Raw genomic sequence first — 23,105 nt, forward strand, 5'->3', positions numbered from 1 at the left:
GATGGAAACGCTTGAGCGCAACGAGTGGGCAGACGTTGCCCAGTTGGTCGAGATCACGAGCGATGCGGTCATCATCTGCGAGCTCGACGGAACCATTTTGCATGTGAATAATCGATTGCTCGACCTGATGTGTGAAGAGCGTCCCGATGTGATCAATGGCGACGTTAAGGATCTCTTGTACTCTTCGGCATTTGAGCGCGCGACAGAGCACCGTCTTCCGTTTGAGATCAATGGAACCGAGAGCGAGTTGATGCTCAAGCTAAGCGACGGTTCCTTTATTCCCGTCCTCGTTCGTGCCGGCTCGGTTACACCGCCTCGCATCTTTGGCCGCCGCGCGCCGCGCGTCCTGGTGGCGCTCCATAGCATCGAAGAACAGTATTCGCACGATCGTCAGCTCAAGCGTGCGCTATCGGAGCTCAGGGTGGCGAATAAGCGCCTCTCGGGCACGTTGTCGGTCATTATGAGCACGGTGGGCTCCGATGAACTACCTAGTTTGCTGGATACCGTTTTGAATCAGCTCGTGGGGACGCTCGATGCATCGGGTGCTGCTATTTATTTTTCTGAGAGCGGCGGGTTTAAGCTTCGCGGCGTTTCTAAGGAGCTGCATGACAGCTACCTGCCCGAGTTTATGCCGTATGGCGCAGGCATCCCGACGTATGTGCTTCGCGAGTCGCGTGCGTGCCGCTTGTCGATTCAACAGGACCTGGAGGGCGATCGAGTCGCCTCGGGTATGTTCATGGACTTGGACAATCGTTCTAAGCACCTGCTACGCGTGCAAGATATGCCCCCATATCGTAGCGAGATCTGCCTTCCCGTGTTTTACGGCACTCAGGTTCTTGGCGTATTGGAGGTCGGTTGGAAACGTCCGCAGGCGCCGCTTGCCTATGACGTCAACGTGCTCGAAGTCATTTGCGATTACCTGTCCATTCAGCTGGTCGGCATGGCATCGAGCCTGCGTTCGCGTCGTACGGCAGAGCTCGGCCGCTCGCTCAATGTGCTGCGTGATGAGTTGTTTGCCTATCTTGATGATCCTGTTGCCGCCTCGCGTGCCGTGTCGTCGGAAATCTGCGCCGTGCTCAATTGTCATTTCTGCCCCGTGGAGTATGATGCGGGCCTCGAATCCTATGTCATCGATTTTGAGGGCGGCAGTCGTGTGGCGTTGCCGGGCGATCCGGAGTCGCTCTTCTTTTCTGTCACGACGCCAGCGGCGCGCCTGGGGGCAACTTCTGATGGGTTCGAGACATCGGTGCTGGGCGGGACGAGCGCTGACGACCTCAAGCACGTGCGTCTAACGCGTGTGGACGAATCCACGCCTATGGGTACATGGCTGAGGGCTCACGGCCTGCCGTGCCAGGGACTATATGTCGACTCTGGTATCGAGGCGGGGCGCTATCGCTCGGAGGCGGATGGCAAGCGAAGCAGCGATGCGATTGTTCCTGCTGATGTCGCCAAGGGGCCGACGACGCGCGCCTTGCTGCTCCGCGATGGTAGCCAGGAGCCAATCGACGATCTTGAATACGACTACATGGTGCATTTGGCGCACGACTTTGAGTTGATCTATGAGGGCGAGTCTCAAAAGCGCGAAGAGCGCCATATCGCTCAGACGCTTCAGATTGGCATGAGAAATTCGCTTAGTGACGTTCCGGGTATCGCAACCGATTCGGTATACCTATCGGCAACGAATTCGGCGTTGGTCGGCGGCGACTTCTATACGCTTGTTCGTCTTCCCGACGATTGCGCCGTTATGATTTTGGGTGATGTGTCCGGCAAGGGAATCGAGGCGGCGTCGATGTCGGCGCTCGTTAAGACAGCGTTGACGGCTTATGCCTGGGAGGGCGCGGGGCCTGCACGCATGGCCCGCTCGCTCAATAGTATGCTCATGGGCTTTTCGAGGGTCGAGACGTTTGTGACGGCGTTTATCGCCAAGATCGATCTTAAAGCGGGCCGAGCTACCTATTGCTCGGCGGGACATCCTCCCACCATGGTCATCAGACCGTCGTCGACGCCGCTTGGCGGCACGGAAGCCCGAGGGGGAGAGGTGGAGCTCCTTGGGTGTCAATCGGGCGTAATCGGTGCCTTTGAAAGCATGGTGTACGAGACGGGCGCCTTTACGTTCGCTCCTGGTGACATGCTCTTTATGTATACCGACGGAACGATTGAAGCACGCGATCGCTCGGGTGCTTTCTTTGGCGAGCAGCGCCTTCGCGACCTTCTGCTCTCTGTCTCGGGTGAGGGCGTATCGGGAATCTGCGGTAAGGTCTTGGGCGAGCTTGACCGCTTTACCGAGTCGGCGCTGGACGATGATATCGCGCTGGTTTCCCTTGAATTTTTACGAGGTCGATCGTAGACCGCGACGCTTGACGGGCAAAATCTTCGCAGTTACAGATACGTATGCATCGAGCGAACTCTTTTGGGGAACCATGGTCGTATGAATGAGTGGAATGACATAGCGGTTTTGACGCCACCGGGCGATATCGACATCGCCTCGGTGACCGCGTTGCGCCGACGGTTGGATAATTTGATCGGCCGGGGCGTGCGTCGTGTTGTCATCAATTGCCAGACTGTGAGCTTCATCGATTCGACGGGCTTGGCGTTTTTGCTCACGCGTGCCAGGGAGCTCATGAGGCGCGAGGGCTTGCTTTCGCTTGTTAATGCGTCCGATGAGGTCGTTCGCTTTTTGGAGATTGCCCGACTTGTCGACATCCTCCATGTTGCAGGGCCGCCGCGCGAGTCAATTCCTGCCATTCCGGTGGGGGAGTTGCCGCGCTGGAGCAAGAGCGTCGAGGTGCGCCAGGGCATCGAGAATCTTCCGTACTACCGACACCGTATTGCCGAGCTGCTTGAATCGCTTCCGCTGCGTCGTGACGAGCGCTATGACGTCGCATTGGCATCGGGCGAGGCGCTGGGCAACGCGTATGACCATGCGGACGGTATCGGATGCATCCTGACGGTTCAGGCCTATGGTGATCGCGTCGTGATTGAGGTCGTCGACCGTGGGGCGGGCTATTCGATCGACGGGTCGAGTGAGCCGGTTACGACTGAGGAACGCGGGCGTGGAATCAAGCTCATGCGCATGTTGGTCGACAACGTGGAGGTTGCCCGTCGTACGGATGGTGCCGGTACGCGCGTTCGGATGGTCAAGCTGTTTAGCGGAACGTTGGAATCGTGCGCCTAGTAAATCGTTTTGACATGTTTATCTGCCAAGAGCATGTGGCGGACAACTTTTTTGAAAAAAGTACTTGCGTCTTTTGGGCAACTCGCGTAAATTAATAACCCGCAAGCGGACATGGCTCAGTTGGTAGAGCACAACCTTGCCAAGGTTGGGGTCGCGGGTTCGAGCCCCGTTGTCCGCTCCATTGCATTTCCGGACCGTCTCAAGCGGTCCTTTTTCGGCGAAGTGGCCAAGTGGTAAGGCAGAGGCCTGCAAAGCCTTTACCCCCGGTTCGAATCCGGGCTTCGCCTCCAGGCAACATCCGGGCGCTCCGGCGCCCGTTTTGTTTTACATATGCGGACATGGCTCAGTTGGTAGAGCACAACCTTGCCAAGGTTGGGGTCGCGGGTTCGAGCCCCGTTGTCCGCTCCAAGCGCAACAGCCCGACTACCACGGTAGCCGGGTTTTTTCGTACCCGTTGTTTCGTACCCGTTGCTTGGCCTCGAACTTTTTTCAAATTATTCGAAAATAGTTCTTGCATTTGGGTGGATCATCCCGTATATTAAATCCTTGCAGGCGGACATGGCTCAGTTGGTAGAGCACAACCTTGCCAAGGTTGGGGTCGCGGGTTCGAACCCCGTTGTCCGCTCCATTTGGGCGTTTAGCTCAGGGGGAGATCGCTTCCCTGACACGGAAGAGGTCAGAAGTTCAAATCTTCTAACGCCCACCAAATGTTCGCAGCTCAGAGGCTATGTCCTCTGGGCTGTTTTGTTTTGGTCGCCAAATCGCCGGCAAAAGGTACCTCGATTCATGAAAGAGCGGTTCTGAGCGTCTGTTTAGCCTTGTCATCTCAATCGAGTGGGGGTTGACCATTTTGAATATAACCGTACATCTCGTTGATGTTTCTGCGATCGATCTCGGCGAGACCGTTGATATGGCATTAATCGCGGGACGCTATGCCTTACGTGCTTCCAACGGTGATCTCCCAATTGCGTCTCGGAGGGAAGCTGCAGGCGTGGGTCTGCTGCTTCGCGACGCCCTGGGTGTCTTCGACGACGCCCAGCTTGCGCGTTCTGCTTTCGGCAAGATCGAGCTTGCGGATGGGGAGGCACCCTCTATTTCCATTTCACATGGCGGAAGCGTGGCCGTCCTCGCTGTTTCCGATGTTGCTCGGTCGGTTGGAGGACCTATTGGCGTGGATATCGAGGCGATCGATGAGATTGCTCCCGTTGCGGTTGGGCGTATGGTGAACGATGACGAGCGCGCGTGGATTAACGCTGCTCCCAATTTGCAAGAACGCAATCTTCGCATGAGTCAGACGTGGACGCGCATCGAGGCCATCCTCAAGGCTGAAGGCGTCGGGTTTTCGATTGACCCTCGCAAAGATGGCATGCCCGGCGGATGGAATACTTCGTCGGTGACATACGGTCGCTGCGTCATCTCTTGTGCGGCACGCTCTAAGCCTCGTATCGTCGTCAAGGAGCATGCCTTTCGGGTAGCATAGGAGCCAATCGCCAATAGGGAAGGCCGCCATGTCACTGAACGCTCAAAACGATATTGCTTCACGGATCGAGGATGCCGTCTTTGAACTTATGGCGACAACTCCGGTGCAGTCGATTAAGGTGGCCGAGGTACTTCGCCTTGCCCATACATCCAAATCGACGTTCTATCGCTGTTATCGCTCTGTCGATGATGTGGTTAAACGTTTTGAAGATGAGCTGCTCCAGAATATGCAGGACATCAATGATGTTGCGCTGGAGGCTCGCTTTGGCGATGCGCAGCTGGACCCTACGCCCACGATGATCAAGCGCATGGAGATCCTCAAGGCTAATCGCTCGAAAGTTTTGGCGCTTAACAGCGATAACGGCGACCCCGTGTTTGCTCACAAGGCAACGATCTTTATGCATGACTATTTTCGCAATCGGCTTCGCTCGACATTTTCCGATGAAACGGACCTCGACCTGTATCTAGCATTTGCGCTTGCGGGCCACCATAACCTCATTCAGTATTGGCTCGAGGCCCGGCCCGACCTTGAGGCGCGCACCGTTGCCGCCGCCCTCAATCGCATGTTCTACGCACCGCTCTTTGTCGACGATGCATCGCGTCATCAACACCCACGTATTCCCGATTTTGAAAGGCCAGTCGCGTGAGCGGTCGATATTTGGGGATAAACGGTTGTATTCAGGGCGAGTTTTAGATATCTCTGATCATTAGCTCAAATAATACGAGTCCGTTTATCTGCTATTTGGAACGCTTAGCCCCGATGCGTCCCATATGATGGGACACATCGGGGCTTTTTGTCTCACGTGTCCCGTTTAACCCCTCATAAACTAAAGCTACGTTCAAAAGAACCACTGCAGTAGTTCAACGTGTGACGGCACAGAAAAGCCGCGAGCGCTCTCTCACCTTCGCTCGCGGCCGGACTGCGCCATCACTCCGTACACCTTCACATGATTAGGATGTGATATTCAGTGGTTACGCTCGGAAAGAACATGCGCAGCGTCTCGATTGTAGGCGTGGGCTGCACCCCGTTCAAGGATTTTGAGGAGCATCCCGAGACCCAGGGTATTGGAGAGGGCGAGGCGTTTGGCTATGCGGCCCTCGAGGCAATTGCCGATGCCGGTCTTGAGCCCCGCGATATCGACTTTTTCTATCACGGCAGCGCCAATCCGTATCTCGTTGGCGATTGCATTACCCCCAACATGCAGGTTGCCGATTGGTTTGGCGTTCGTGCCAAGGGCTCCGTCCATCATTCCGAGGCTTGCTGCACGGGTTACGTCGCCCTTGAGCAGGCCGTGATGGCGGTTGCTTCCGGTGCTTACGACGTTGTCCTTACGGGTGCCTGCGATTTGGCTTCGACTCTTCCCGTCGAGCATATGCCCTCCCATATTCGTCAGGACTTTACGCTCGACGTCATGATTCCCTCGCTCGATAAGATCTATGACCGCGCGTATGGTCGCCCGCTCGACGGCGCCTTTGGCGTGTCGTTCGACAACTGGATCAACGAGTATTCGATGCAGTACGACCTTACCGCCGATCAGATTGATGACGCCCTGAACGGCCTTACCAAGAGCCTTCGCCGCGGTGCCGTCCTGAATCCCCTTGCCTGGTACGAGACTACGGTCGAGGAGGACGCGAAGGCAGCCGGGTTCGATACCGCCGACGAGTATCTCAAGAGCATGTATAACCCGCGCGTTACGCAGTACCTGCGTGTTACCGGCTTTGAGAAGAAATGCGACGGTGCCGCAGCTGTTGTCGTGATGCCCACGGAGAAGGCCAAGGCCATGGGCGTGCCGTATGCGCCTATTGAGGTTTTGGGTACGGGCGCTTCTGCGGTCGAGGCCGGCCTGCTTCACAACGAGCACTGGGCTACCGAGCTTGCCGCCAAGCAGGTCTACGACCTTACCGGCGTGAGCCCCGACGAGATCGACCTGTTTATGTGCAATGACTTCTTCCTTGCTTCCGAGATCGTCTCGGCTGAGGAGTGCGGCTATATTCCGCGCGGCGAGGCTTGGAAGTACGCGATCGATGGTCGCACCGCTTTTGACGGCGATAAGCCCATCAACCCGCACGGTGGTCGTTGCAACTTCGGTCACGCCCATGGTGCATCCGGCATCGCCGATATCGTTGAGGCCGTCAAGCAGATGCGTGGCGTCGCCGGTGCTACCCAGATGAAGAAGGTTCCCGAGACGGCGTTCCTGCGCGGTTTTGGCGGTTCTCAGAACGTGCGCTGCCAGATTCTTCGTACCGTCGCCTAAGCGACCGCGGTTTTCGATTTCCCATAAGGAGTATTCTCATGCAACTCAAAGATATGGAGCCCGTGGTCAAGAAGTTCTACACGGGTCTTGAAGAGGGCATCTATTGGGCGCGCCAATGCCCCGAGTGCGGAGCCGTCGAGTTTCCGCCCCACCTTGCCTGCAATGCCTGCGGCTATCACAAGACCGATTGGGTCCAGGTTTCCGGTCACGGCCATCTGATCGATTTTACCTTGCCTGGTCCGCAGAACGACAAGCCCTACCTTAAGGAGTATGGCAAGTACGCCTACGGCGCCGTTGATATCGACGAGGGTTCTCAGTACACCTACGTCATCTACGGCATTACCAAGAAGAAGGCCCCCGAGATTCGCGCCAAACTCATGGCGGGCGAGACCGTTGGCGTCCATGCCAAGGTCATCGACCGTCCGGGCTACAAGGAGCTTACGTTCGAGCTTGACGACTAAGTTTTCACCCTTGTAACAATTCGATTCCTCTCTTAGGCCACGGCGGGACCCATGTCTCCAGCCCGCCGTGGTCGCCCCTCTTTTTTATCTTAGAAAGGCTTTGCCATGAACGAAGAACTCACTCAGCAGATCTGCGATTTTGCCAAGTCCGCCTACAACTATGACGGCGATGTGACCCCCGAGACGACGTTCGAGACCCTGGGCAAGGGCTCGATGAAGATGATCGCCCTGACGTCCATGATCGAGAACGAGCTCGATGCCGAGGTTCCCGTTCGCGAGGTCATGGTCATGAAGACCATCGGCGAGCTTATCGAGCGCACTGCCGAAGAGATGGAGTAACTGCCATGGACCTGATGCAGACCCTGCGCGAGCAGGCTGCCGCCAAGCCTATGCGCGTTGCTTTTCCCGAGGGCGAAAACGAGACCATGATGCAGGCGGTCGCAAAGATCGCCGCCGAGCATCTTGCCGAATGCGTGCTGGTTGGCGACGGCGGTAAGCTCAAGGAGCTTGCCGACGAGCGTGGTATCTCCCTTGACGGCATCGAGATTGTCGATGTGACCGACGAGGAGGCGAACGCCGCTTGTTGCGAGCGCTACCTTTCTCATCCGGATTGCAAGTTTAAGCCCAAGGGCGCTGCGCGCCGTATGACGCGTCCGCTTGAACGCGCCCTGATTTTGCAGGTGCTCGGCGATGCCGACGTTATGTTCGCCGGTATCGATAACGCTACGGGCGATATCATCCTGGCGGGTCAGGCCATCGTCGGTCTTGCTGACGGGGTGGACACTGTGAGCTCGTGCGGTATCGCCGACATTCCCAACTGGAACGGCGGCGAAGGTGGCCTTTTGGCTTTTGGCGATTCTGCCGTTTGCGTTGACCCCACGAGCGAGGAGCTTGCCTCGATCGCGATTTCGTCGAGCGAGACGGTGCGCTCTCTGACCGGATGGGATATCCGTTGCGCGTTGCTTTCGCATTCGACTGACGGTTCGATGGACAATGAACTTGTCGACAAAGTGCGCCGTGCTCGCGAGATTGCCAACGATCGCCGTCCCGATCTTGCCATCGACGGCGAGTTCCAGTTTGATTCGGCAATTAACCCCAAGGTTGCGGCCAAGAAGGTGCATCGTGAGTCCGCTGTTGCGGGCCAAGCCAACGTGGTCATCTGGCCCGATATCAACGTGGGCAATATCGGCGTCAAGATCATCCAGAATCTGACCGGCGCCAATGCTTACGGTCCCATGCTTCAGGGCTTCAAGAAGATCGTGTGCGATTGCTCGCGCTCTGCGCCCGTCGATGAGATCGTCGGCAACGTGGTGATGAGCTGCGTGCGCGCTCAGGCGCTTAAGGAGGCTTAAGGTATGTCCGATAAAAAGACTCCCTGGCGCATCCTGGTAATCAACCCGGGTTCCACTTCCACGAAGGTGGGCGTTTTTGAGGGCGATGAGTGCAAGCTCAGTAAGAACGTTGCGCACGATGCGAAGGACCTTGCCCAATTCGACGGGGTTTCGGCTCAGATGCCGTATCGCTGCGATCTGATTCTCGGGGCACTGGAGGAGGCGGGCCTAAAGCTCGAGGTCTTTGATGCTTTTGTCGGTCGCGGCGGTGGCTTGCTTTCGCTGCCCGGTGGTACGTATGCCATCAATGAGGTCATGCTCGAGCATGCTCGCGTTGGCGCAAATGGCATTCAACACCCGGCGCAGCTGGGACCCCAGATTGCCTACGAATTTGCCGTGAAATGTGGCAAGCCCGCCTTTGTGGTGAATCCTCCCGATACTGACGAGCTGTGCGACCTCGCACGTATGACGGGCATTAAGGGCGTGTATCGAAACGTGCATCTGCACGCCCTTAATCTCAAAGAGACCGCCATCCGCCATGCGGCAAAGCTCGGTTGCCCCTATGATGAGTGCAACTTCATCGTTTGCCATATCGGCGGCGGCATCTCTATCTCGGCTCATCTTAAGGGCAAGATGGTGGACGGCAACGACATCGTCGGCGGCGAGGGCCCCATGGCACCGACGCGCTGCGGATCGGTTCCCGCGATCGAGGTCGCAAAGTACACCGCGGAACACGGCCTTGATGTCGCCCGTGCCCATTGCATGAAGACCGGCGGTTTTGTCGATCTTTTGGGTACCTCCGATGCCATCGAGGTGTGCGAGCGTGCCGCTGCGGGCGATAAGGCTGCAGCTCGCGCCTGGGATGCAATGGTTTACCAAATCTGCAAGTGGATTGGCGAGATGGCCTGTGTGCTGAAGGGCGACGTCGACGGCATCTTGCTCGGAGGTGGCATGGTCCACAGCAAGGAGCTCGTTGCCTCGATTGAGGAATGCTGCTCTTGGATCGCCCCCGTGTCGGCTTATCCCGGCGAGTTTGAGCTCGAGGCGATGGCGTCTGGCGCTTGCCGCGTGCTCGATGGTGTCGAGGAAGCGCTCGTGTACAGCGGAGAACCCGTGTTCGCCGGATTCAACGACTAATAGTGCTGTGTTTGGGGCGGCCGCTGGTGATGCCTGGCCGCTCCGACCCTTTTCTTTAAGTGTAAGGATGGATCATGGATAAAAGCAAGATCAAGTACCTGGTGGGCATTTATGCTGCCGCCATGTGCATTATGGGCATGTTGGTGCCCGTCCCCATCGTGGCCTCTGTCGCGGCGGCGTTTCCCAACGAGAACATCGCTGCCGTTCAGATGATTATCGGCATCATCCCGTTGATGATGGCGCTGTCCGCCATGCTCGTGTCTTCCCAGCTCGCTTCGCGCGTGTCCAAGAAGAAGACGACGCTCGTCGGTCACGTTATCGTGATGCTGGCAGGCGTCTCGGTGCTGGTGTTCCACGACTCGCTCGGCCAAGTCTTAGCGGCTTCTGCTGTCATGGGCCTTGGTCTCGGTGCCGTGCAGAATTCAACGGACGCTCTTATCGCGGATTACTTTGGCGGAAAGCAGCGTTCGTTTGTCATGGGCATCTACTCCACCTTTGTTGCTCTTGGCGGCATTATCTGGACCATGGTGTCCGGTATTTTGGGTTCCGCCGAATGGTTTCATAGCTATGCGGCGTACTTCATCATGATCATTTTCATCGTGATTGAGGCTGTTTGTCTTCCCGAGGGTCATCTTGAGCCCAAGCGCAAGGTCAATGTGTTTGCCAATATGCCTAAAGAGGTCGCGATTATCACGCTCATGAGCTTTGTGTTCGTACTCACGTTCCAGCTCTTCAGCTCCAACGTTTCGCTGCTTGTTGTGGGTCGCGGCTTTGGCGGTACCGTGGAGGCCGGTCTTGCCTCTACCGTTATGACCGTTGCCGGTATTGCGGCTGGTCTTTTGGTCGGTCCGCTGTTTGCCAAGTTTAAGAACCTGGCTATGCCGATTGCGTGGGGCGTGACGCTCGTTGGCCTGGGCCTGACGCTGGTTGCGCCCGCCTTTATGGTGCTGTGCGTTGCGGGCTTTGTCGTTGCGCTAGGCAAGGAGACCTACGTGCCGCTGGAGGGCAATTTTGCCGCCGGCAACTCTGCCCCCGAGGGACGTGCGTTTAACCTTGCCATTGGCATGGCCGGCATCAACTTTGGCATGGCACTGTCTCCCATTGTGTTTGAGGCCGTGACGTCGCCGTTTGGTGCGACGATTGACCAGAAGTTCATCGCCGGCATGATCGTCTGTGCGGCTTGTGTCGTCTTTGGCGCCATCAAGTATCGCAAACTCACCCCGGCCCAGCTTGCCGAGGCCGAGAAGATGGCGGCCGGCGGCGAGGCGGAGTAGCCGTTCGAGTAGTTGCTTTGCCGCACATCATGTTTTATCGGGGCCGCCGACATATGCCGGCGGCCTTCTTTCTATCAATGACTTTGAAAGGCTTACGGCTATGAAGTTACCTGTCAACCGCGTTACCGGTATTCTCAACGGCTTCTTTAACCCGCTATTGCTCTGCGCGTTTCTCCCCATCATTGAAGGGGCGCCCGGCTTGGATCTGACGAGCCCCACGGGCTTTTGGGGACAACTCATCGTGGCCACGGTGATCGCCGAGGTTCTGAGCGCACTCCCGCTGTTTGGCAAAACGGTTGGTATGTGCCTGGACTTTTTTGGTTTTGAGCGGGGGAGTGCGTCACACAAGATCGCCGGTACGGTCATCGGTGCCACGCTCCTTTTTATGGTAATCGGTTTTGGCGAGATTGCCTTCCGGGGAGGATTCGGAACGATTGAAGGCCGTACGTTCTTCGCGCGTTGGGCAGGTCTTGTCACAAAGGGGTGGGCTTTTGTGGTTATCGCCGGCGTGCTGCTCGATCCCTTTACAGCGGCTCTCGGCCGCATGGCAGCTCGCGAAGAGAAGAAATAGTTCCTCGTCTATCGAATGCCGGCGGACGGGGTGCCGGGGCTGCAGTCTTCCGAGCGTTTGCAGTCCTGTCACTCCGTCCGCCGGCATTCGACCGCAACATGTTGGTCAAGCATAATCTTTTGGATTCTTTTGGCGTGAGCGGCTTGGTTTTGGTAGGATTTGTCGGCGGCTTGACTAAGGGGGTTTTATAACTGCCATGCAGGTAGCCGTGTTGGTAACGTTTTACCGACTTGCCAAGAGCCCCTCATAATTTATGTGTCTGCAAAATGACCAATTGCTTTGACCTGCTAAAACACTATATGTTGTGTTTGATCTAAAAAAAGAATACAGGATATAGATGCGTCTTTGTCGTATGATAGATGGCGGACAGAGAACGAAGACCTTAACTGCCTCTTTTGAACGTGTCCCTGAGCCGCTTGATCGGCTCCTGGGCATGTCCGCATGGAGGCATATGGTTTATCGAGAACACAGATTGCGCGACGGCGCCGCAAGACAGGGGCACGCCCTGCCGGGCATCGTTTGGCTCTGAAGCGCAATGAGACTACGACGCGAAAGAGGCAAGAGGATGAAGATCATCAAGCGCAGCGGCACCGAGGTCGTCTTTGACATCGAAAAGATCGTCAATGCCATCCGCGCCGCAAACTTGGAGGTCGAGGAGAGCTCTCGTCTTACCGACCGCCAGGTGGTTTATGCGGCACAAAACGTCGCCGAGGCATGCGAGAACGCGGGCCACACCGTGTCGGTCGAGGAGATCCAGGATTTGGTCGAGGACGAGATCATGCGTCTCGACTGCTACGAGGTTGCCCGCCACTACATCATCTATCGCTATGTTCAGAGCCTGAAGCGCCAGAAGAACACGACCGATGACAAGATCCTGTCGCTGATCGAGTGCAACAACGAAGAGGTCAAGCAGGAGAACTCCAACAAGAACCCGACCGTCAATTCCGTTCAGCGTGACTACATGGCCGGCGAGATCTCCAAGGACCTGACTCAGCGTGTGCTGCTGCCCCAGGAGATCGTGGATGCTCATAATGAGGGCCTGATCCATTTCCACGATTCGGATTATTTTGCCCAGCACATGCACAACTGCGATCTGGTGAACCTGGAGGACATGCTCCAGAACGGCACTGTTATCTCGGGCACGCTGATCGAGAAGCCGCACAGCTTCTCGACCGCCTGCAACATCGCGACGCAGATCATCGCCCAGGTTGCTTCCTCCCAGTACGGCGGCCAGTCTATTTCGCTGACCCATCTCGCCCCGTTCGTCGAGGTGAGCCGTCAAAAGATTCGCGGCGAGGTCGCCCGCGAGCTCGAGGAGCTCGGCGTTTCCGCATCTCCCGAAAAGGTCCGCGAGGTCGTTGAGGACCGCCTGCGTGACGAGATCCGTCGCGGCGTCCAGACGATTCAGTATCAGGTCGTGACCCTTATGACCACGAATGGCCAGGCGCCGTTCGTGACGGTCTTCATGTATCTCAACGAGGCTCGCTCGGCGCAGGAGAAGCACGACCTTGCCATGATCGTGGAGGAGACGCTCCGTCAGCGCTATGAGGGCGTTAAGAACGAGGCCGGCGTGTGGATCACTCCGGCGTTCCCCAAGCTTATCTACGTGCTCGAGGACGATAACATTCGCGAGGATTCGCCGTACTTCTATCTGACCAAGCTCGCCGCCAAGTGCACCGCCAAGCGCATGGTGCCCGACTACATCTCCGAGAAGAAGATGCGCGAGCTCAAGCTGTCTAAGGGCGAGACTGCCGGCAACGGCGATTGCTACACCTGCATGGGTTGCCGCAGTTTCCTGACGCCCGACCGTTCGGGCAACGGCTTTAACAATGTCGCCAACGCGCTGAACTATGACCCGACCAAGCCTAAGTACTACGGTCGCTTTAACCAGGGTGTTGTGACCATCAACCTGCCCGATGTCGCGCTGAGCTCGCATCAGGACATGGATAAGTTCTGGAAGATCTTCGACGAGCGCCTTGAGCTGTGCCATCGTGCCCTGCTGTGCCGTCATGAGCGCCTGATGGGCACGCTTTCGGATGCCGCGCCGATTCTTTGGCAGTACGGCGCCCTGGCGCGTCTGAAGAAGGGCGAGACGATCGACAAGCTGCTCGTGGGCGGCTATTCCACCATCAGCCTGGGCTATGCCGGCCTGTATGAGTGCGTCAAGTACATGACGGGTCACAGCCACACCGAGAAGGAGGGCACGCCGTTCGCCATGGCCGTCATGCAGCGCATGAACGACAAGTGCGCGGAGTGGAAGGCCGAAAGTGATATCGATTTCTCGCTGTACGGTACGCCGTTGGAGTCGACGACCTACAAGTTCGCCAAGTGCCTGCAGCGTCGTTTTGGCATTATCCCGGGCGTGACGGACAAGGGCTACATTACTAACAGCTATCACGTCCATGTGTCCGAGGAGATCGATGCCTTCGACAAACTTAAGTTTGAAGGCATGTTCCAGCAGCTTTCGCCGGGCGGTGCTATCTCCTACGTTGAGGTTCCCAACATGCAGGACAACCTCAAGGCTGTCATTCGCGTGATGCAGTACATCTACGACAACATCATGTACGCCGAGCTCAACACTAAGAGCGATTACTGCCAGGTGTGCGGCTACGATGGCGAGATCAAGATTGTCGAGGATGACGGCAAGCTGGTGTGGGAGTGCCCCAGCTGCGGCAACCGCGACCAGGAGAAGATGAACGTCGCTCGTCGTACGTGCGGCTACATCGGTACCCAGTTCTGGAACCAGGGTCGAACCGAGGAGATCCGCGACCGCGTGCTGCATCTCTAATAACCATCCCAGGCCGCCCCGTAGCGAGGCCCCGGACCTTTGCTCGCTATTTCGGACAGTCCTGGCTCACGACGGAGGCGCCACTGGCGCCTCCTGTTCGTGCGGAACTCATATCGAGCAAAGGTCCGGGGCCTCGCTACGGGGCGGCCAAGTTGATGTAGCTGAGATGCAGCACGCAGCCTGCTCGCTCCTCGAAGTTCTTAGCGGAAATGAGTTGACTTGCAACAACGCTTTGCTTGCGATGGCGGTTGAGCCGCAACCCAGTTTTTATTAGACCTCGAACCCTATACTCGATGTTCGCTTCGTTCATTGAGTTACCCTTTGCATGAGGCCGGGACATATCGTCCCGCCCGCAGTTTCGCAGGCCGAAGGCCGAGAATGTTTGAGGACGGGATGATATGTCCCGGCCTCCCGGGAGAGTTACCTATGAACTACGCGAACATTAAGTATTTCGACATTGCTGATGGAGAAGGCGTCCGCACTTCTCTGTTTGTGAGCGGGTGCCGTCGTGGCTGCAAGAATTGCTTTAACTCCGTCGCGTGGGACTTTGCCGCGGGCGAGCCGTTTGATCGTGCCGTCGAGGACAAGATTATCGAGAGCCTCGATCATCCCTTTATTGACGGCCTGACGATTCTGGGCGGCGAGCCTATGGAGCCCGAGAATCAGGCGGGACTCGTTGATTTTGTCGAGCGTGTTCGCGCGGCCTATCCAGCGGGGTCGGGGAAGACTATTTGGTGCTTCACCGGCGATGTGCTCGAGGAGCTTATGCCGGGAGGCCGCCACCATACCGAGGTCACGGACCGTATCCTTGCCTGCCTCGATATGTTGGTGGATGGCCCGTTTGTTCAGGATCTGTATGATATCTCATTGCGCTTTAGGGGCTCGAGCAACCAGCGCGTGATCGATATGAACGCTACGCGCGCCCGTGCTGAGCGCGAGGGCGTTGCGCTTTGTGATGCGGTTGAACTTTGGCGTGATGATCCGGTCTATTCGACCCATACTATGTAGCTTGTGGTCGATGCCGGAGGGCGTGGTACCATAGCGCGAACGTGAAATCGGAAAAGTGAGGCCCAGATGGTCGATCAGGAAAAAGTCGAGGCCGCCATTAAGCTGTTGCTTGAGGGCATAGGCGAGGACCCAACTCGTGAGGGCCTGTTGGAGACCCCGGCGCGCGTTGCCCGTATGTATGGTGAGATCGCCGGCGGCATGGGCCAGAGTGCCGAGGAGCACCTGTCCAAAACCTTTGCCGTCGCTTCGAACGATTTGGTTATCGAGCGCGACATCACGTTCTATTCGCTGTGTGAACATCATCTGCTACCGTTTTATGGCAAGGCCGCCATTGGTTATATCCCTAACGGTCGGGTGGCTGGGCTTTCCAAGCTCGCCCGCACGGTTGAGGTTTATGCCCGCCGTCTGCAGCTGCAGGAGCAACTGTGTGCACAGGTTGCCGATGCCCTCATGGACTATCTCGCTCCCCAGGGAGCGATTGTGTTGATGGAGGCCGAGCATATGTGCATGACGATGCGTGGCGTGCAAAAGCCCGGCACCAAGACCGTGACGCTCGCTCGCCGCGGCGTCTTTGAGACCGATCCCGCGCTCGAGGAGCGTTTCTTTAGGATGTTGGGCCGCTAACCATGAGAGTCGTCAACGACTTTACATCGAAGACCGATGAGGGGACGTCGCGTCGCGGCTTTATGGCTTCGGGCCTGACCCCCTTTGGTGCCATGCCTCGCATTGATTACATTTGTGCCAACGGGCTGTTCCGGCGGCACCTGGGCAACATTGCACAGTTGGAATCGGGGCGCATCTTCTGCCGCCACGGTATTGACCATCTGCTCGATGTCGCTCGCATTATGTGGATCAAGAATCTCGAGGAACAGCTCGAATTTGACCGCGAGGTCATCTACGCCACGGCACTTCTTCACGATATCGGCAAAGATGAACAGTATGAATCGGGTATATCCCATGATGTTGCAAGCGAACGCGTCGCTGATGCGATTCTCGGCGGCATGCCCGATGACGTGGCGTTTGAGCCGGCCGATGCCGCAGCCATTAAGACGGCCATTCTGGGCCATCGAAAGCTGCGCGTGAACAGCCAACCGCTTGAGCGTCTGCTCTATGCAGCCGACAAAGCGTCGCGCGCCTGCTTTGCATGCCCCGCGCGCAATGCTTGCAACTGGAGCGATGATAAAAAGAACCTGTCGATTCGCGTGTAGTTAGTTTGCGCGGTCGGGGTTCTAAACGAAGGAGACGATCGCGTTGAGTAACAAGAAACTGCCCGAGAATGCAACCAAGACCGAAGGCGCCGAGCTCGCCCGCCGTGGAAGGGGCGAAATATCCACCGCAACGGCGGTGCCTCACGTGAGCTATGACGATCTGCGCCATGCCGATCGCATTGTCATTGACGGCCTTGAGGTTTTTGCCAACCATGGCGTGTATCCCGAGGAGAACGCGCTGGGTCAGAAGTTCATCGTTTCTCTGGTGCTCTATGCCGACCTGCGCGCGGCGGGGGAGCACGATAACCTGGACGCTTCGATTGACTACGGCTCGGTGTGCCACGATGTCGATGGCTATCTGCGCGAGCATACGTTTAAGCTCATCGAGGCGGCAGCCGAGGGGACAGCCCAGATGCTGCTGCGCCGTTATCCCTCGCTGCTTGGTGTGCGCATAAAGCTCGATAAGCCGTGGGCTCCTGTTGGCCTGCCCCTGGCAAGCTGCGGCGTCGAGATCGAGCGCGTGCGCTAGTCGACGCTAGAGCTTGTTGAGGGGTGGCTGCTTGAGCCGCTGAGACAGGGCTCTATTGTTGGGACAGTACGTGTCGAGCAGGGCGTGAAAGCGCTGATTGTGGCTCGGCTCGAGCAGATGGACGAGCTCGTGGGCGACAACCATGTCGAGGCATTCGACAGGGTAGGCGGCGAGCTCGCGCGCGATGCGAATGGCGCCGGTTTTGGGTGTGCAGGAGCCCCAACGCGTTTTCATGCTGCGCACGGAGACGCGGGCCACGGTGACGCCCATTGCGATTTCGTACGCGTGCACGATGTCGCGTAGCGCTGCGGTGACCTCGGACGCGTAGAGCTGGTCGATGTGGGCTTGGAGCTCATCGGACGTTAGGCCGTCGAGGATTGCGTGCCGCTTGGCCTGTGGGCCTTCGTCCGATTCATCGGTACCCATAAAACTTGCGAAGGTGGCCTGTTTGGGTCGCGGTGCGGGTGATGCAAAGTTGTGATCGAGTGCATCCTGTACCGTGATGGGCTTGCCCCAAAGTGCAATGATGGACGAGGGGCTGAGCGGCTCTCGTGCCGTCGCCTGACGTTGCTCGCGCTGGGCAAGTCGGCTGATAATCCAGGCGCTGTTGCGCTTCACAAACGCTTCGATACGCTCGCGGCTGGCGCCGATCGGTGCGCTGGCGTGGACCTCGCCGCTCGATGTGACGCGTAGGTTGAAGTTCTTGACGCGCTTTTTGGTAACGACGACGGGGATGGTCGTCCCATCCGGTCGGGATGCGGAAATCGTAAACTGCTGCGTCAAAAGCGGTCCTTCAGATCGGGGACGGGCCGGCATGTCGACCGTTCGGCATGCCGGCCCGCTCAAGGGATGTGAAATTAATAACGCTCGAAGAAGGCAAGCGCGTTGTCGCTGCAGAGCTTTTGCATCACGGTCTTGCCAAAATGCTTGGAAAGCATGTTCTGGAACTCGGGCATCTTGCTGGCATCGGAGAGGAAAGCGGGCACCGTGGCGCCGTCCCAGTCGCCGCCGAGCGCGATGACGTCCTCGCCGCCCAGGTCGAGCCAGTGCTTGATATGCGCCGCCAGCTGGTCGAAGGTGACGTCTGCGGCGGTCTTGTCGGTTGCGTCGTTGGAAAGGAACTCGCTGCAGTAGTTGAGGCCGACGATGCCACCCATGTCGCGAATGGTGCGGAACTGGTCGTCGGTAAGGTTGCGTTTGGCGCCGCAAACCGCACGGGAGTTGGAGTGGCTGGCGACGAAGGGACGCGTGGCGCGGGCGGCGACCTCGTCAAAGCACTCATCGTTGAGGTGGGAGACATCAAGTACCATGCCGGCGTGCTCCATCTGCGTAAGTGCCTCGATGCCGGCGGCGGTGAGACCGGCGTGGGTGTCGTGGCCGCTCGCGAGCGGTCCCTGCGCGTTCCAGCTGAGTGATGACATGAGTACGCCCAGGCTCTTGAGCACCTCGATCAGCGCGGGGTCCTCGGCAAAGAACGTGGCGTTTTCGATGGTGTGGATGCAGGCGACCTTGCCGTCTTTGAGCGCGGGGCGAATGTCTGCGGCGTTGCGTACGTTGACCATGCGGTCGTGGTTGAGCATTGCTTGGCCGCTCATGTGTGCCATGATCTGCGCCTGGAAGCGCGCGGCGTGGGCGGTGGGAATCTCGTCGGGGACAAACGTGGCGAAGCACTGTGCCCACGGCGTGTTGCCGATCTTTGCGAGCGAGATGGCACAGGCGTTACCCTCGATGAGGTCGAAATCTTGCGGATGCGTTTCGTCGCCGGGGAAATAACCGTCGGTGCCGGCGGTAAAGCGCAGGTCGAGATCGAGCGTGGCCCAGCCGATGCGGTCGGCAGTGTCGCAGTGTAGGTCAAATACAGGATATGCCATGGTTCCTCCGGTTGCAGCGTTTCTTTGCAAACTGTCATTGAATTGTATGACTAGGGTATAGTTAGCGCCATATGTTCACGGCGGCCCGCGTTGTGCGCCGCCCTTATCACGGAGGTTACCATGTCCAACCAGGGCAAGAAGGTCAAGACCCATTATCGTGGCACGCTCGACGATGGCACGCAGTTCGATAGCTCCTACGATCGCGGCGAGCCGCTGGAGTTCACCTGCGGCGCCGGCCAGATGATCAAGGGCTTCGACGCCGCTGTTGTCGACATGCAGGTGGGCGAGAAGAAGACCGTGCACATTCCTGCTGCCGATGCCTACGGCGAGCACAATCCCGAGATGGTTCTGACCTTCCCGGCCGAGCAGGTTCCCAACATCGAGCAGATCGAGAAGGGCATGAAGCTCTTCCTGTCCACGCCGAGCGGCATGCCCGTTCCCGCCGTCGTCATTGACGTGACGCCCGAGGCTGTGACGCTCGACGCCAACCACGAGTTGGCCGGCAAGGACCTCAACTTTGATATCGAGCTCGTTGAGGTCGAGGGTTAGAGTATGCCTGAACGCCTGGTTTCGACGACATGCTTGGGAAATCTCAACGATCCGTCCTATGAACTCCTGCTTCGCCGGAAGTTGGGCGGCGTCTTTGAAGTTGACGAGCTGCTGCTCGATTGGGACCAGGCCGATGTATGCGCGTTTGTGGGCGTGACGGAGCTGGGGCGCACGATTGATGTTCGGCTGGATGCTACCGACGGCGGTCGTCTTGCCGATGGCGACGTGCTCGCCATTGACCGTTCGGGCATGGTGCCCGTGGCGGTTGTCGTGCGCCTGCGCAGCGCCGAGGTTTATTTGGTCGAAGTCGACCGCATGGATCCGATTGCGCTCGCGCATGCGTGCTGGGAGATCGGCAACATGCATGCGCCGCTCTTCCGGGGCGACTCGGACGAGCATACCGTGCGCATGTATACGCCGGTGCAGCCTGTTTTGGGCCGTATGCTCCGGGGTGTCGAGAGTGTTCGGCTCTCGGTGGTTACCCGCGAACTCGATGCGGACCGACGCTTTGCATCGAGCGCGGCGGATGTCGTCGTGAGCATGGCTCCCGACTTTACCATCGTAAAAAAGACGCGCGGCTAAGCGCGCGTATGCGCAAGACGGGCTTTGAGGGGCGACCAATCAAAGTCCGTCTTGCTGTTGATAGGAGGCTTTGGGGGAAGCATATGGGTCTTGAGGGAATCAAGCTGATTGCATGCGATTTGGACGGCACGTTGCTGCATCCGGGGGAGCGCGAGCCGCGTTCCGAGGCCTTTGAGCTCATTGATGAGCTGCATCGTCGCGGTATCGTGTTTATGCCGGCGAGCGGCCGTCAATATGCGAGCTTGCGCTACCTGTTTGCCCCGGTGGCCGATGAACTCGCCTATGTATGCGAAAACGGAGCCCTGGTGATGAGCGAGGGGCGTGCCGTTGTCAAGCGTTCCATGGAGCGTAGCCTTGCTATGGATATCGCGAATGCCGTGGTTGCGTATCCCCATGCCGACGTGACCCTTTCGTGTGAGGGGCACCTCTACACCATGGGCGGCAACGATGCGTTTGTTGACCACCTGCGTTATGAGGTCCACTGCGATGTGGCGGTAGTCGACCGTCCCGAAGACATCGACGAGGACGTCATTAAGATTGCCTTCCAGACGCCCGAGGCGGAGCAGCAGGCGGCGCTGGAGTATTTCGAGCGCCACTTTAGCGATCGAGTCGATGTCATGACATCGGGAACCGAATGGACGGACTTTATCGGTTTCGATTCGGGCAAGGGCTCCGCGCTTGCCGATTACGGTCACGCCCTGGGGATTTCGCCCGATGAGATGATGGCGTTTGGCGACAATGAGAACGATCGTGACATACTCAACGTGGTGGGCCATCCCTATCTGATGGAGAGCTGCAACCCCAGCATGCGCGGCATCAACGACCGCGTCCGCTACGCGCGCACGGTCGAAGAAGAACTGCGTCGTCTACTTGCTGTGTAGGCATGTCCCAAACATCTACCGGCAGTTGGGGCAGAGGCCCTCGAAGATGGTGTAGTGCGAGGTGACGTCCCAGCCGATTTGCTCGGACGCCTTGTCGTCGAGTTGGGCATCGAAGGGGAGCGGCACGTCGATGACGCGGCTGCACGAGGTGCAGATGATATGTGCGTGCGGCTCGATGGTGCGATCGAAGCGGCTGCCGCCCGGCGTCTTAATAGAGAGAATCTCCCCTGCGTCGGCTAAGAGATTGAGGTTGCGGTAGACCGTGCCGCGGCTGATCTTGTCATCCTGTTCGCGTACGGCGTTGTAGATTTCGTCGGCGGTGGGATGGTTATAGCTTTGGCGCACAGCGTCAAGAACCAGCTTTCGCTGCTTGGTATTCCTTCTTTGCACCGCCATGCGCCTCGCCTCTTTTCTATCAACGGTCGTAGGTAAATGATACCGTATTTAGCACACAATACTAATAACGAGGAATGAAACCGTCTTCATTGGCAAGTGGGGCTCGGGTCTGGGCGTCTACGAGGCGAAAACGCGTTCCCATGCGCTCATAGGAGGCATGAAGCGCCTCGAGATGAGACAGGATGTTTGCCGGAGCTCCCTGTATCTCCATCTCGACTGACCCGTCTTCCATGTTACGCACCCAGCCGGTGAGTGCGCGTGCCTGTGCGAGGTTGGTGTTGGTAAAGCGAAAACCAACGCCTTGGACTTGCCCCTCCCAGCGTAGGAAATAGCGCAGGGGAGTGTCTTGAGTGGCCTCGTCGCTTGCGAGCACAGTAAGCCCGCGGCGCAGCTCGAGCTCGACGTTTGATGGTTTTTGAGGCTCTCGACTGCCGCCGGTGACGCTGGAGAAGAACGCATCGAAGAAGCCCATCGCTAGGCCTGCTTGCCTGCGTCGGACGGGAAGGTAATGCCGGCCTGCTGGCGCACGGCATCCATGATGCGCAATGAGACGAGCGTGACATCGCGGTAGTGGCCAAGTTCGTGACGTCCCGCCGGGGTCTCCCAAATCTCTTCCTTAACGTTATCGATGCCGCCGATGGCGGTGATAAAGTCTGTGAGTTCGTATTCCATAGTGTTGCTCGATTTGGGCAGGTCGAGCACGCGGCCGTTGTCGCCCTGTTCGCGCGGTGCCTCGGTCGCCGAGCCGCGTACGACATCGCCGCGATAGTCGATGCGGACATTGCGGGGCGTGGACAGATGGTCGATCTGGATAGTGCCACGCTCGCCTTCGATCTGCGAGGGTAGCAGGTCATTCGTTATTTTGGAGTGCGCGAGCTCGACGGAGATACGGCCACCGCCGTAGCTGGCGAGGATGGAACCGCAGCCGTCGATGGGGCCGTGCGTGAGCTGTCGCGTGGCGGGGTCGAGCAGAGTAGCCATGCTCGTAAGGCCGGAGGGCATGCCGAAAATCTCGACCATGGGCTCGACGGTGTAGACGCCAATGTCCATGAGGGAACCCGATGCCATATTGCAGTCGAAGATATTGGTGGCGCGTCCCGCGAGAATCTCGTTGTAGCGCGAGGAATATTTGCCAAAGCGCAATGAGGCGCGGCGGATGGGGGCGATCTCGCCCAGGGCGTCCTCGATGGCGTGGAAGGCGGGGTCGTGGAGGGGACGCATGGCCTCGAGGGCCACGACACCTGCTGCCTCGGCAGCGCAGAAGACTTCCAGCGCCTGCGCTTCGGTGGCGCAGAAGGGCTTCTCGACGATGACGTGCTTGCCACCGGCGATGCAGACAAGGGCCTGCTCGTAGTGAAGTGCGTTAGGGCTGCCGATATAGACGGCGTCGACGTCGGCAGCTGCCGCGAGCTCATCGAGTGAAGTAAAGTTTCGCTCGCCACCGCGCTCGGCGGTAAAGGCGGCACCGCGATTGGCATCGCGTGAAAGCGTGCCCACAAACGCGGCTTGGTCGTTGGCGTTGACGACTTGGATAAAGTCGTCGGTGATCATGGATGTGCCGATGGTCGCGATGCGCAGCATACGTCCCCCTTGCGTTGTTTGGCCTACAG

General features: G+C 58.1%; 25 protein-coding genes and 5 tRNA genes. 24 read left to right on the top strand and 6 right to left on the bottom strand.

The features are described 5' to 3' along the window. Nucleotide 1 precedes the first annotated feature (1 nt). From DWZ22_RS04935 to nrdD, 17 genes are all read left to right on the top strand, one after another. Nucleotides 2-2,347, top strand: coding sequence for a GAF domain-containing SpoIIE family protein phosphatase (locus tag DWZ22_RS04935; RefSeq protein ID WP_118405591.1), 2,346 nt, complete (start codon nt 2-4; stop codon nt 2,345-2,347). A gap of 81 nt (nt 2,348-2,428) precedes the next feature. Continuing rightward, the gene (locus DWZ22_RS04940) at nt 2,429-3,175 is read left to right on the top strand and encodes an anti-sigma factor antagonist (RefSeq protein WP_117735335.1); all 747 of its coding nucleotides are present in this window, start codon (nt 2,429-2,431) and stop codon (nt 3,173-3,175) included. A 105-nt stretch (nt 3,176-3,280) separates the two neighbouring features. Further along, a tRNA-Gly gene (locus DWZ22_RS04945) sits at nt 3,281-3,356 on the top strand. A gap of 35 nt (nt 3,357-3,391) precedes the next feature. Next, nucleotides 3,392-3,465, top strand: a tRNA-Cys gene (locus DWZ22_RS04950). Between the two features lie 42 nt (nt 3,466-3,507). After that, nucleotides 3,508-3,583: transfer RNA gene (locus DWZ22_RS04955), tRNA-Gly, on the top strand. A 144-nt stretch (nt 3,584-3,727) separates the two neighbouring features. Next, nucleotides 3,728-3,803 (top strand) — tRNA-Gly (locus DWZ22_RS04960). Between the two features lie 3 nt (nt 3,804-3,806). After that, nucleotides 3,807-3,881: transfer RNA gene (locus DWZ22_RS04965), tRNA-Val, on the top strand. A 285-nt stretch (nt 3,882-4,166) separates the two neighbouring features. After that, on the top strand, nt 4,167-4,655 hold the full coding sequence (locus DWZ22_RS04970) for a 4'-phosphopantetheinyl transferase superfamily protein (protein ID WP_158573296.1): 489 nt from the start codon (nt 4,167-4,169) through the stop codon (nt 4,653-4,655). A 28-nt stretch (nt 4,656-4,683) separates the two neighbouring features. After that, the gene (locus DWZ22_RS04975) at nt 4,684-5,301 is read left to right on the top strand and encodes a TetR/AcrR family transcriptional regulator C-terminal domain-containing protein (protein ID WP_118405593.1); all 618 of its coding nucleotides are present in this window, start codon (nt 4,684-4,686) and stop codon (nt 5,299-5,301) included. A 321-nt stretch (nt 5,302-5,622) separates the two neighbouring features. Beyond that, nucleotides 5,623-6,909 carry a thiolase family protein gene (locus tag DWZ22_RS04980; RefSeq protein ID WP_233502238.1) on the top strand — a complete coding sequence of 429 codons (1,287 nt, stop codon included), beginning with the start codon at nt 5,623-5,625 and terminating at the stop codon, nt 6,907-6,909. A gap of 38 nt (nt 6,910-6,947) precedes the next feature. Then, nucleotides 6,948-7,370 (top strand): Zn-ribbon domain-containing OB-fold protein, encoded by a 423-nt coding sequence (locus DWZ22_RS04985; protein ID WP_117583871.1) that lies wholly within the window; start codon nt 6,948-6,950, stop codon nt 7,368-7,370. A 105-nt stretch (nt 7,371-7,475) separates the two neighbouring features. Continuing rightward, the gene (locus DWZ22_RS04990; protein ID WP_055251381.1) at nt 7,476-7,709 is read left to right on the top strand and encodes an acyl carrier protein; all 234 of its coding nucleotides are present in this window, start codon (nt 7,476-7,478) and stop codon (nt 7,707-7,709) included. Between the two features lie 5 nt (nt 7,710-7,714). Continuing rightward, on the top strand, nt 7,715-8,722 hold the full coding sequence (locus DWZ22_RS04995) for a phosphate acyltransferase (RefSeq protein WP_118405594.1): 1,008 nt from the start codon (nt 7,715-7,717) through the stop codon (nt 8,720-8,722). Between the two features lie 3 nt (nt 8,723-8,725). Further along, on the top strand, nt 8,726-9,838 hold the full coding sequence (gene buk / locus DWZ22_RS05000; RefSeq protein ID WP_118405595.1) for a butyrate kinase: 1,113 nt from the start codon (nt 8,726-8,728) through the stop codon (nt 9,836-9,838). A 74-nt stretch (nt 9,839-9,912) separates the two neighbouring features. Beyond that, entirely contained in the window at nt 9,913-11,112 is a 1,200-nt protein-coding gene (locus DWZ22_RS05005) for an MFS transporter (RefSeq protein ID WP_117743879.1), read from the top strand. A gap of 100 nt (nt 11,113-11,212) precedes the next feature. Beyond that, on the top strand, nt 11,213-11,683 hold the full coding sequence (locus DWZ22_RS05010; RefSeq protein WP_117763796.1) for a hypothetical protein: 471 nt from the start codon (nt 11,213-11,215) through the stop codon (nt 11,681-11,683). A 565-nt stretch (nt 11,684-12,248) separates the two neighbouring features. Further along, complete coding sequence (gene nrdD, locus DWZ22_RS05015; RefSeq protein ID WP_118405596.1) at nt 12,249-14,471, top strand: anaerobic ribonucleoside-triphosphate reductase; 2,223 nt, start codon at nt 12,249-12,251, stop codon at nt 14,469-14,471. Between the two features lie 136 nt (nt 14,472-14,607). Here the strand turns inward: nrdD and DWZ22_RS10220 are convergent, their stop codons facing one another. Next, entirely contained in the window at nt 14,608-14,781 is a 174-nt protein-coding gene (locus DWZ22_RS10220) for a hypothetical protein (protein WP_158555244.1), read from the bottom strand. A 116-nt stretch (nt 14,782-14,897) separates the two neighbouring features. Between DWZ22_RS10220 and nrdG the strand changes: the two genes are divergently transcribed. The 4 genes from nrdG to folB all read left to right on the top strand — a co-directional run bounded on the left by nrdG (nt 14,898) and on the right by folB (nt 17,216). Further along, nucleotides 14,898-15,479 carry an anaerobic ribonucleoside-triphosphate reductase activating protein gene (nrdG, locus tag DWZ22_RS05020; RefSeq protein ID WP_117735798.1) on the top strand — a complete coding sequence of 194 codons (582 nt, stop codon included), beginning with the start codon at nt 14,898-14,900 and terminating at the stop codon, nt 15,477-15,479. Nucleotides 15,480-15,545: 66 nt separating this feature from the next. Then, complete coding sequence (gene folE / locus DWZ22_RS05025; protein ID WP_117735797.1) at nt 15,546-16,103, top strand: GTP cyclohydrolase I FolE; 558 nt, start codon at nt 15,546-15,548, stop codon at nt 16,101-16,103. Between the two features lie 2 nt (nt 16,104-16,105). Then, nucleotides 16,106-16,687: an HD domain-containing protein gene (locus tag DWZ22_RS05030; RefSeq protein ID WP_199583454.1), complete on the top strand. Its 582-nt coding sequence runs from the start codon at nt 16,106-16,108 to the stop codon at nt 16,685-16,687. A gap of 43 nt (nt 16,688-16,730) precedes the next feature. After that, entirely contained in the window at nt 16,731-17,216 is a 486-nt protein-coding gene (gene folB / locus DWZ22_RS05035; protein WP_055251396.1) for a dihydroneopterin aldolase, read from the top strand. A gap of 6 nt (nt 17,217-17,222) precedes the next feature. Here folB and DWZ22_RS05040 read toward each other — a convergent pair whose 3' ends face one another. Further along, nucleotides 17,223-17,999 (bottom strand): M48 family metallopeptidase, encoded by a 777-nt coding sequence (locus DWZ22_RS05040; protein WP_233502862.1) that lies wholly within the window; start codon nt 17,997-17,999, stop codon nt 17,223-17,225. A gap of 74 nt (nt 18,000-18,073) precedes the next feature. Beyond that, nucleotides 18,074-19,087, bottom strand: a complete 1,014-nt coding sequence (locus DWZ22_RS05045; protein WP_118405597.1) for a dipeptidase — start codon at nt 19,085-19,087, stop codon at nt 18,074-18,076. 120 nt (nt 19,088-19,207) lie between these two features. Here DWZ22_RS05045 and DWZ22_RS05050 point away from each other — a divergent pair, with 120 nt between their 5' ends. The 3 genes from DWZ22_RS05050 to DWZ22_RS05060 all read left to right on the top strand — a co-directional run bounded on the left by DWZ22_RS05050 (nt 19,208) and on the right by DWZ22_RS05060 (nt 21,099). After that, nucleotides 19,208-19,636, top strand: coding sequence for a peptidylprolyl isomerase (locus tag DWZ22_RS05050; RefSeq protein WP_035138874.1), 429 nt, complete (start codon nt 19,208-19,210; stop codon nt 19,634-19,636). A gap of 3 nt (nt 19,637-19,639) precedes the next feature. After that, nucleotides 19,640-20,218 (top strand): urease accessory protein UreE, encoded by a 579-nt coding sequence (locus DWZ22_RS05055; protein ID WP_117716538.1) that lies wholly within the window; start codon nt 19,640-19,642, stop codon nt 20,216-20,218. A gap of 83 nt (nt 20,219-20,301) precedes the next feature. Then, nucleotides 20,302-21,099, top strand: a complete 798-nt coding sequence (locus tag DWZ22_RS05060) for an HAD-IIB family hydrolase (protein ID WP_158573297.1) — start codon at nt 20,302-20,304, stop codon at nt 21,097-21,099. A 15-nt stretch (nt 21,100-21,114) separates the two neighbouring features. Here the strand turns inward: DWZ22_RS05060 and DWZ22_RS05065 are convergent, their stop codons facing one another. The 3 genes from DWZ22_RS05065 to DWZ22_RS05075 all read right to left on the bottom strand — a co-directional run bounded on the left by DWZ22_RS05065 (nt 21,115) and on the right by DWZ22_RS05075 (nt 23,076). Further along, nucleotides 21,115-21,495: a Fur family transcriptional regulator gene (locus tag DWZ22_RS05065; protein ID WP_199407998.1), complete on the bottom strand. Its 381-nt coding sequence runs from the start codon at nt 21,493-21,495 to the stop codon at nt 21,115-21,117. 61 nt (nt 21,496-21,556) lie between these two features. Then, nucleotides 21,557-21,967, bottom strand: a complete 411-nt coding sequence (locus DWZ22_RS05070) for an acylphosphatase (RefSeq protein ID WP_118405599.1) — start codon at nt 21,965-21,967, stop codon at nt 21,557-21,559. Nucleotides 21,968-21,969: 2 nt separating this feature from the next. Continuing rightward, nucleotides 21,970-23,076, bottom strand: a complete 1,107-nt coding sequence (locus tag DWZ22_RS05075; protein WP_118405600.1) for a Gfo/Idh/MocA family protein — start codon at nt 23,074-23,076, stop codon at nt 21,970-21,972. Between the last annotated feature and the right edge of the window lie 29 nt (nt 23,077-23,105).

It is taken from the genome of Collinsella sp. AF31-11 (assembly GCF_003475605.1).
In the GTDB taxonomy this organism is placed as follows: Bacteria; Actinomycetota; Coriobacteriia; order Coriobacteriales; family Coriobacteriaceae; genus Collinsella.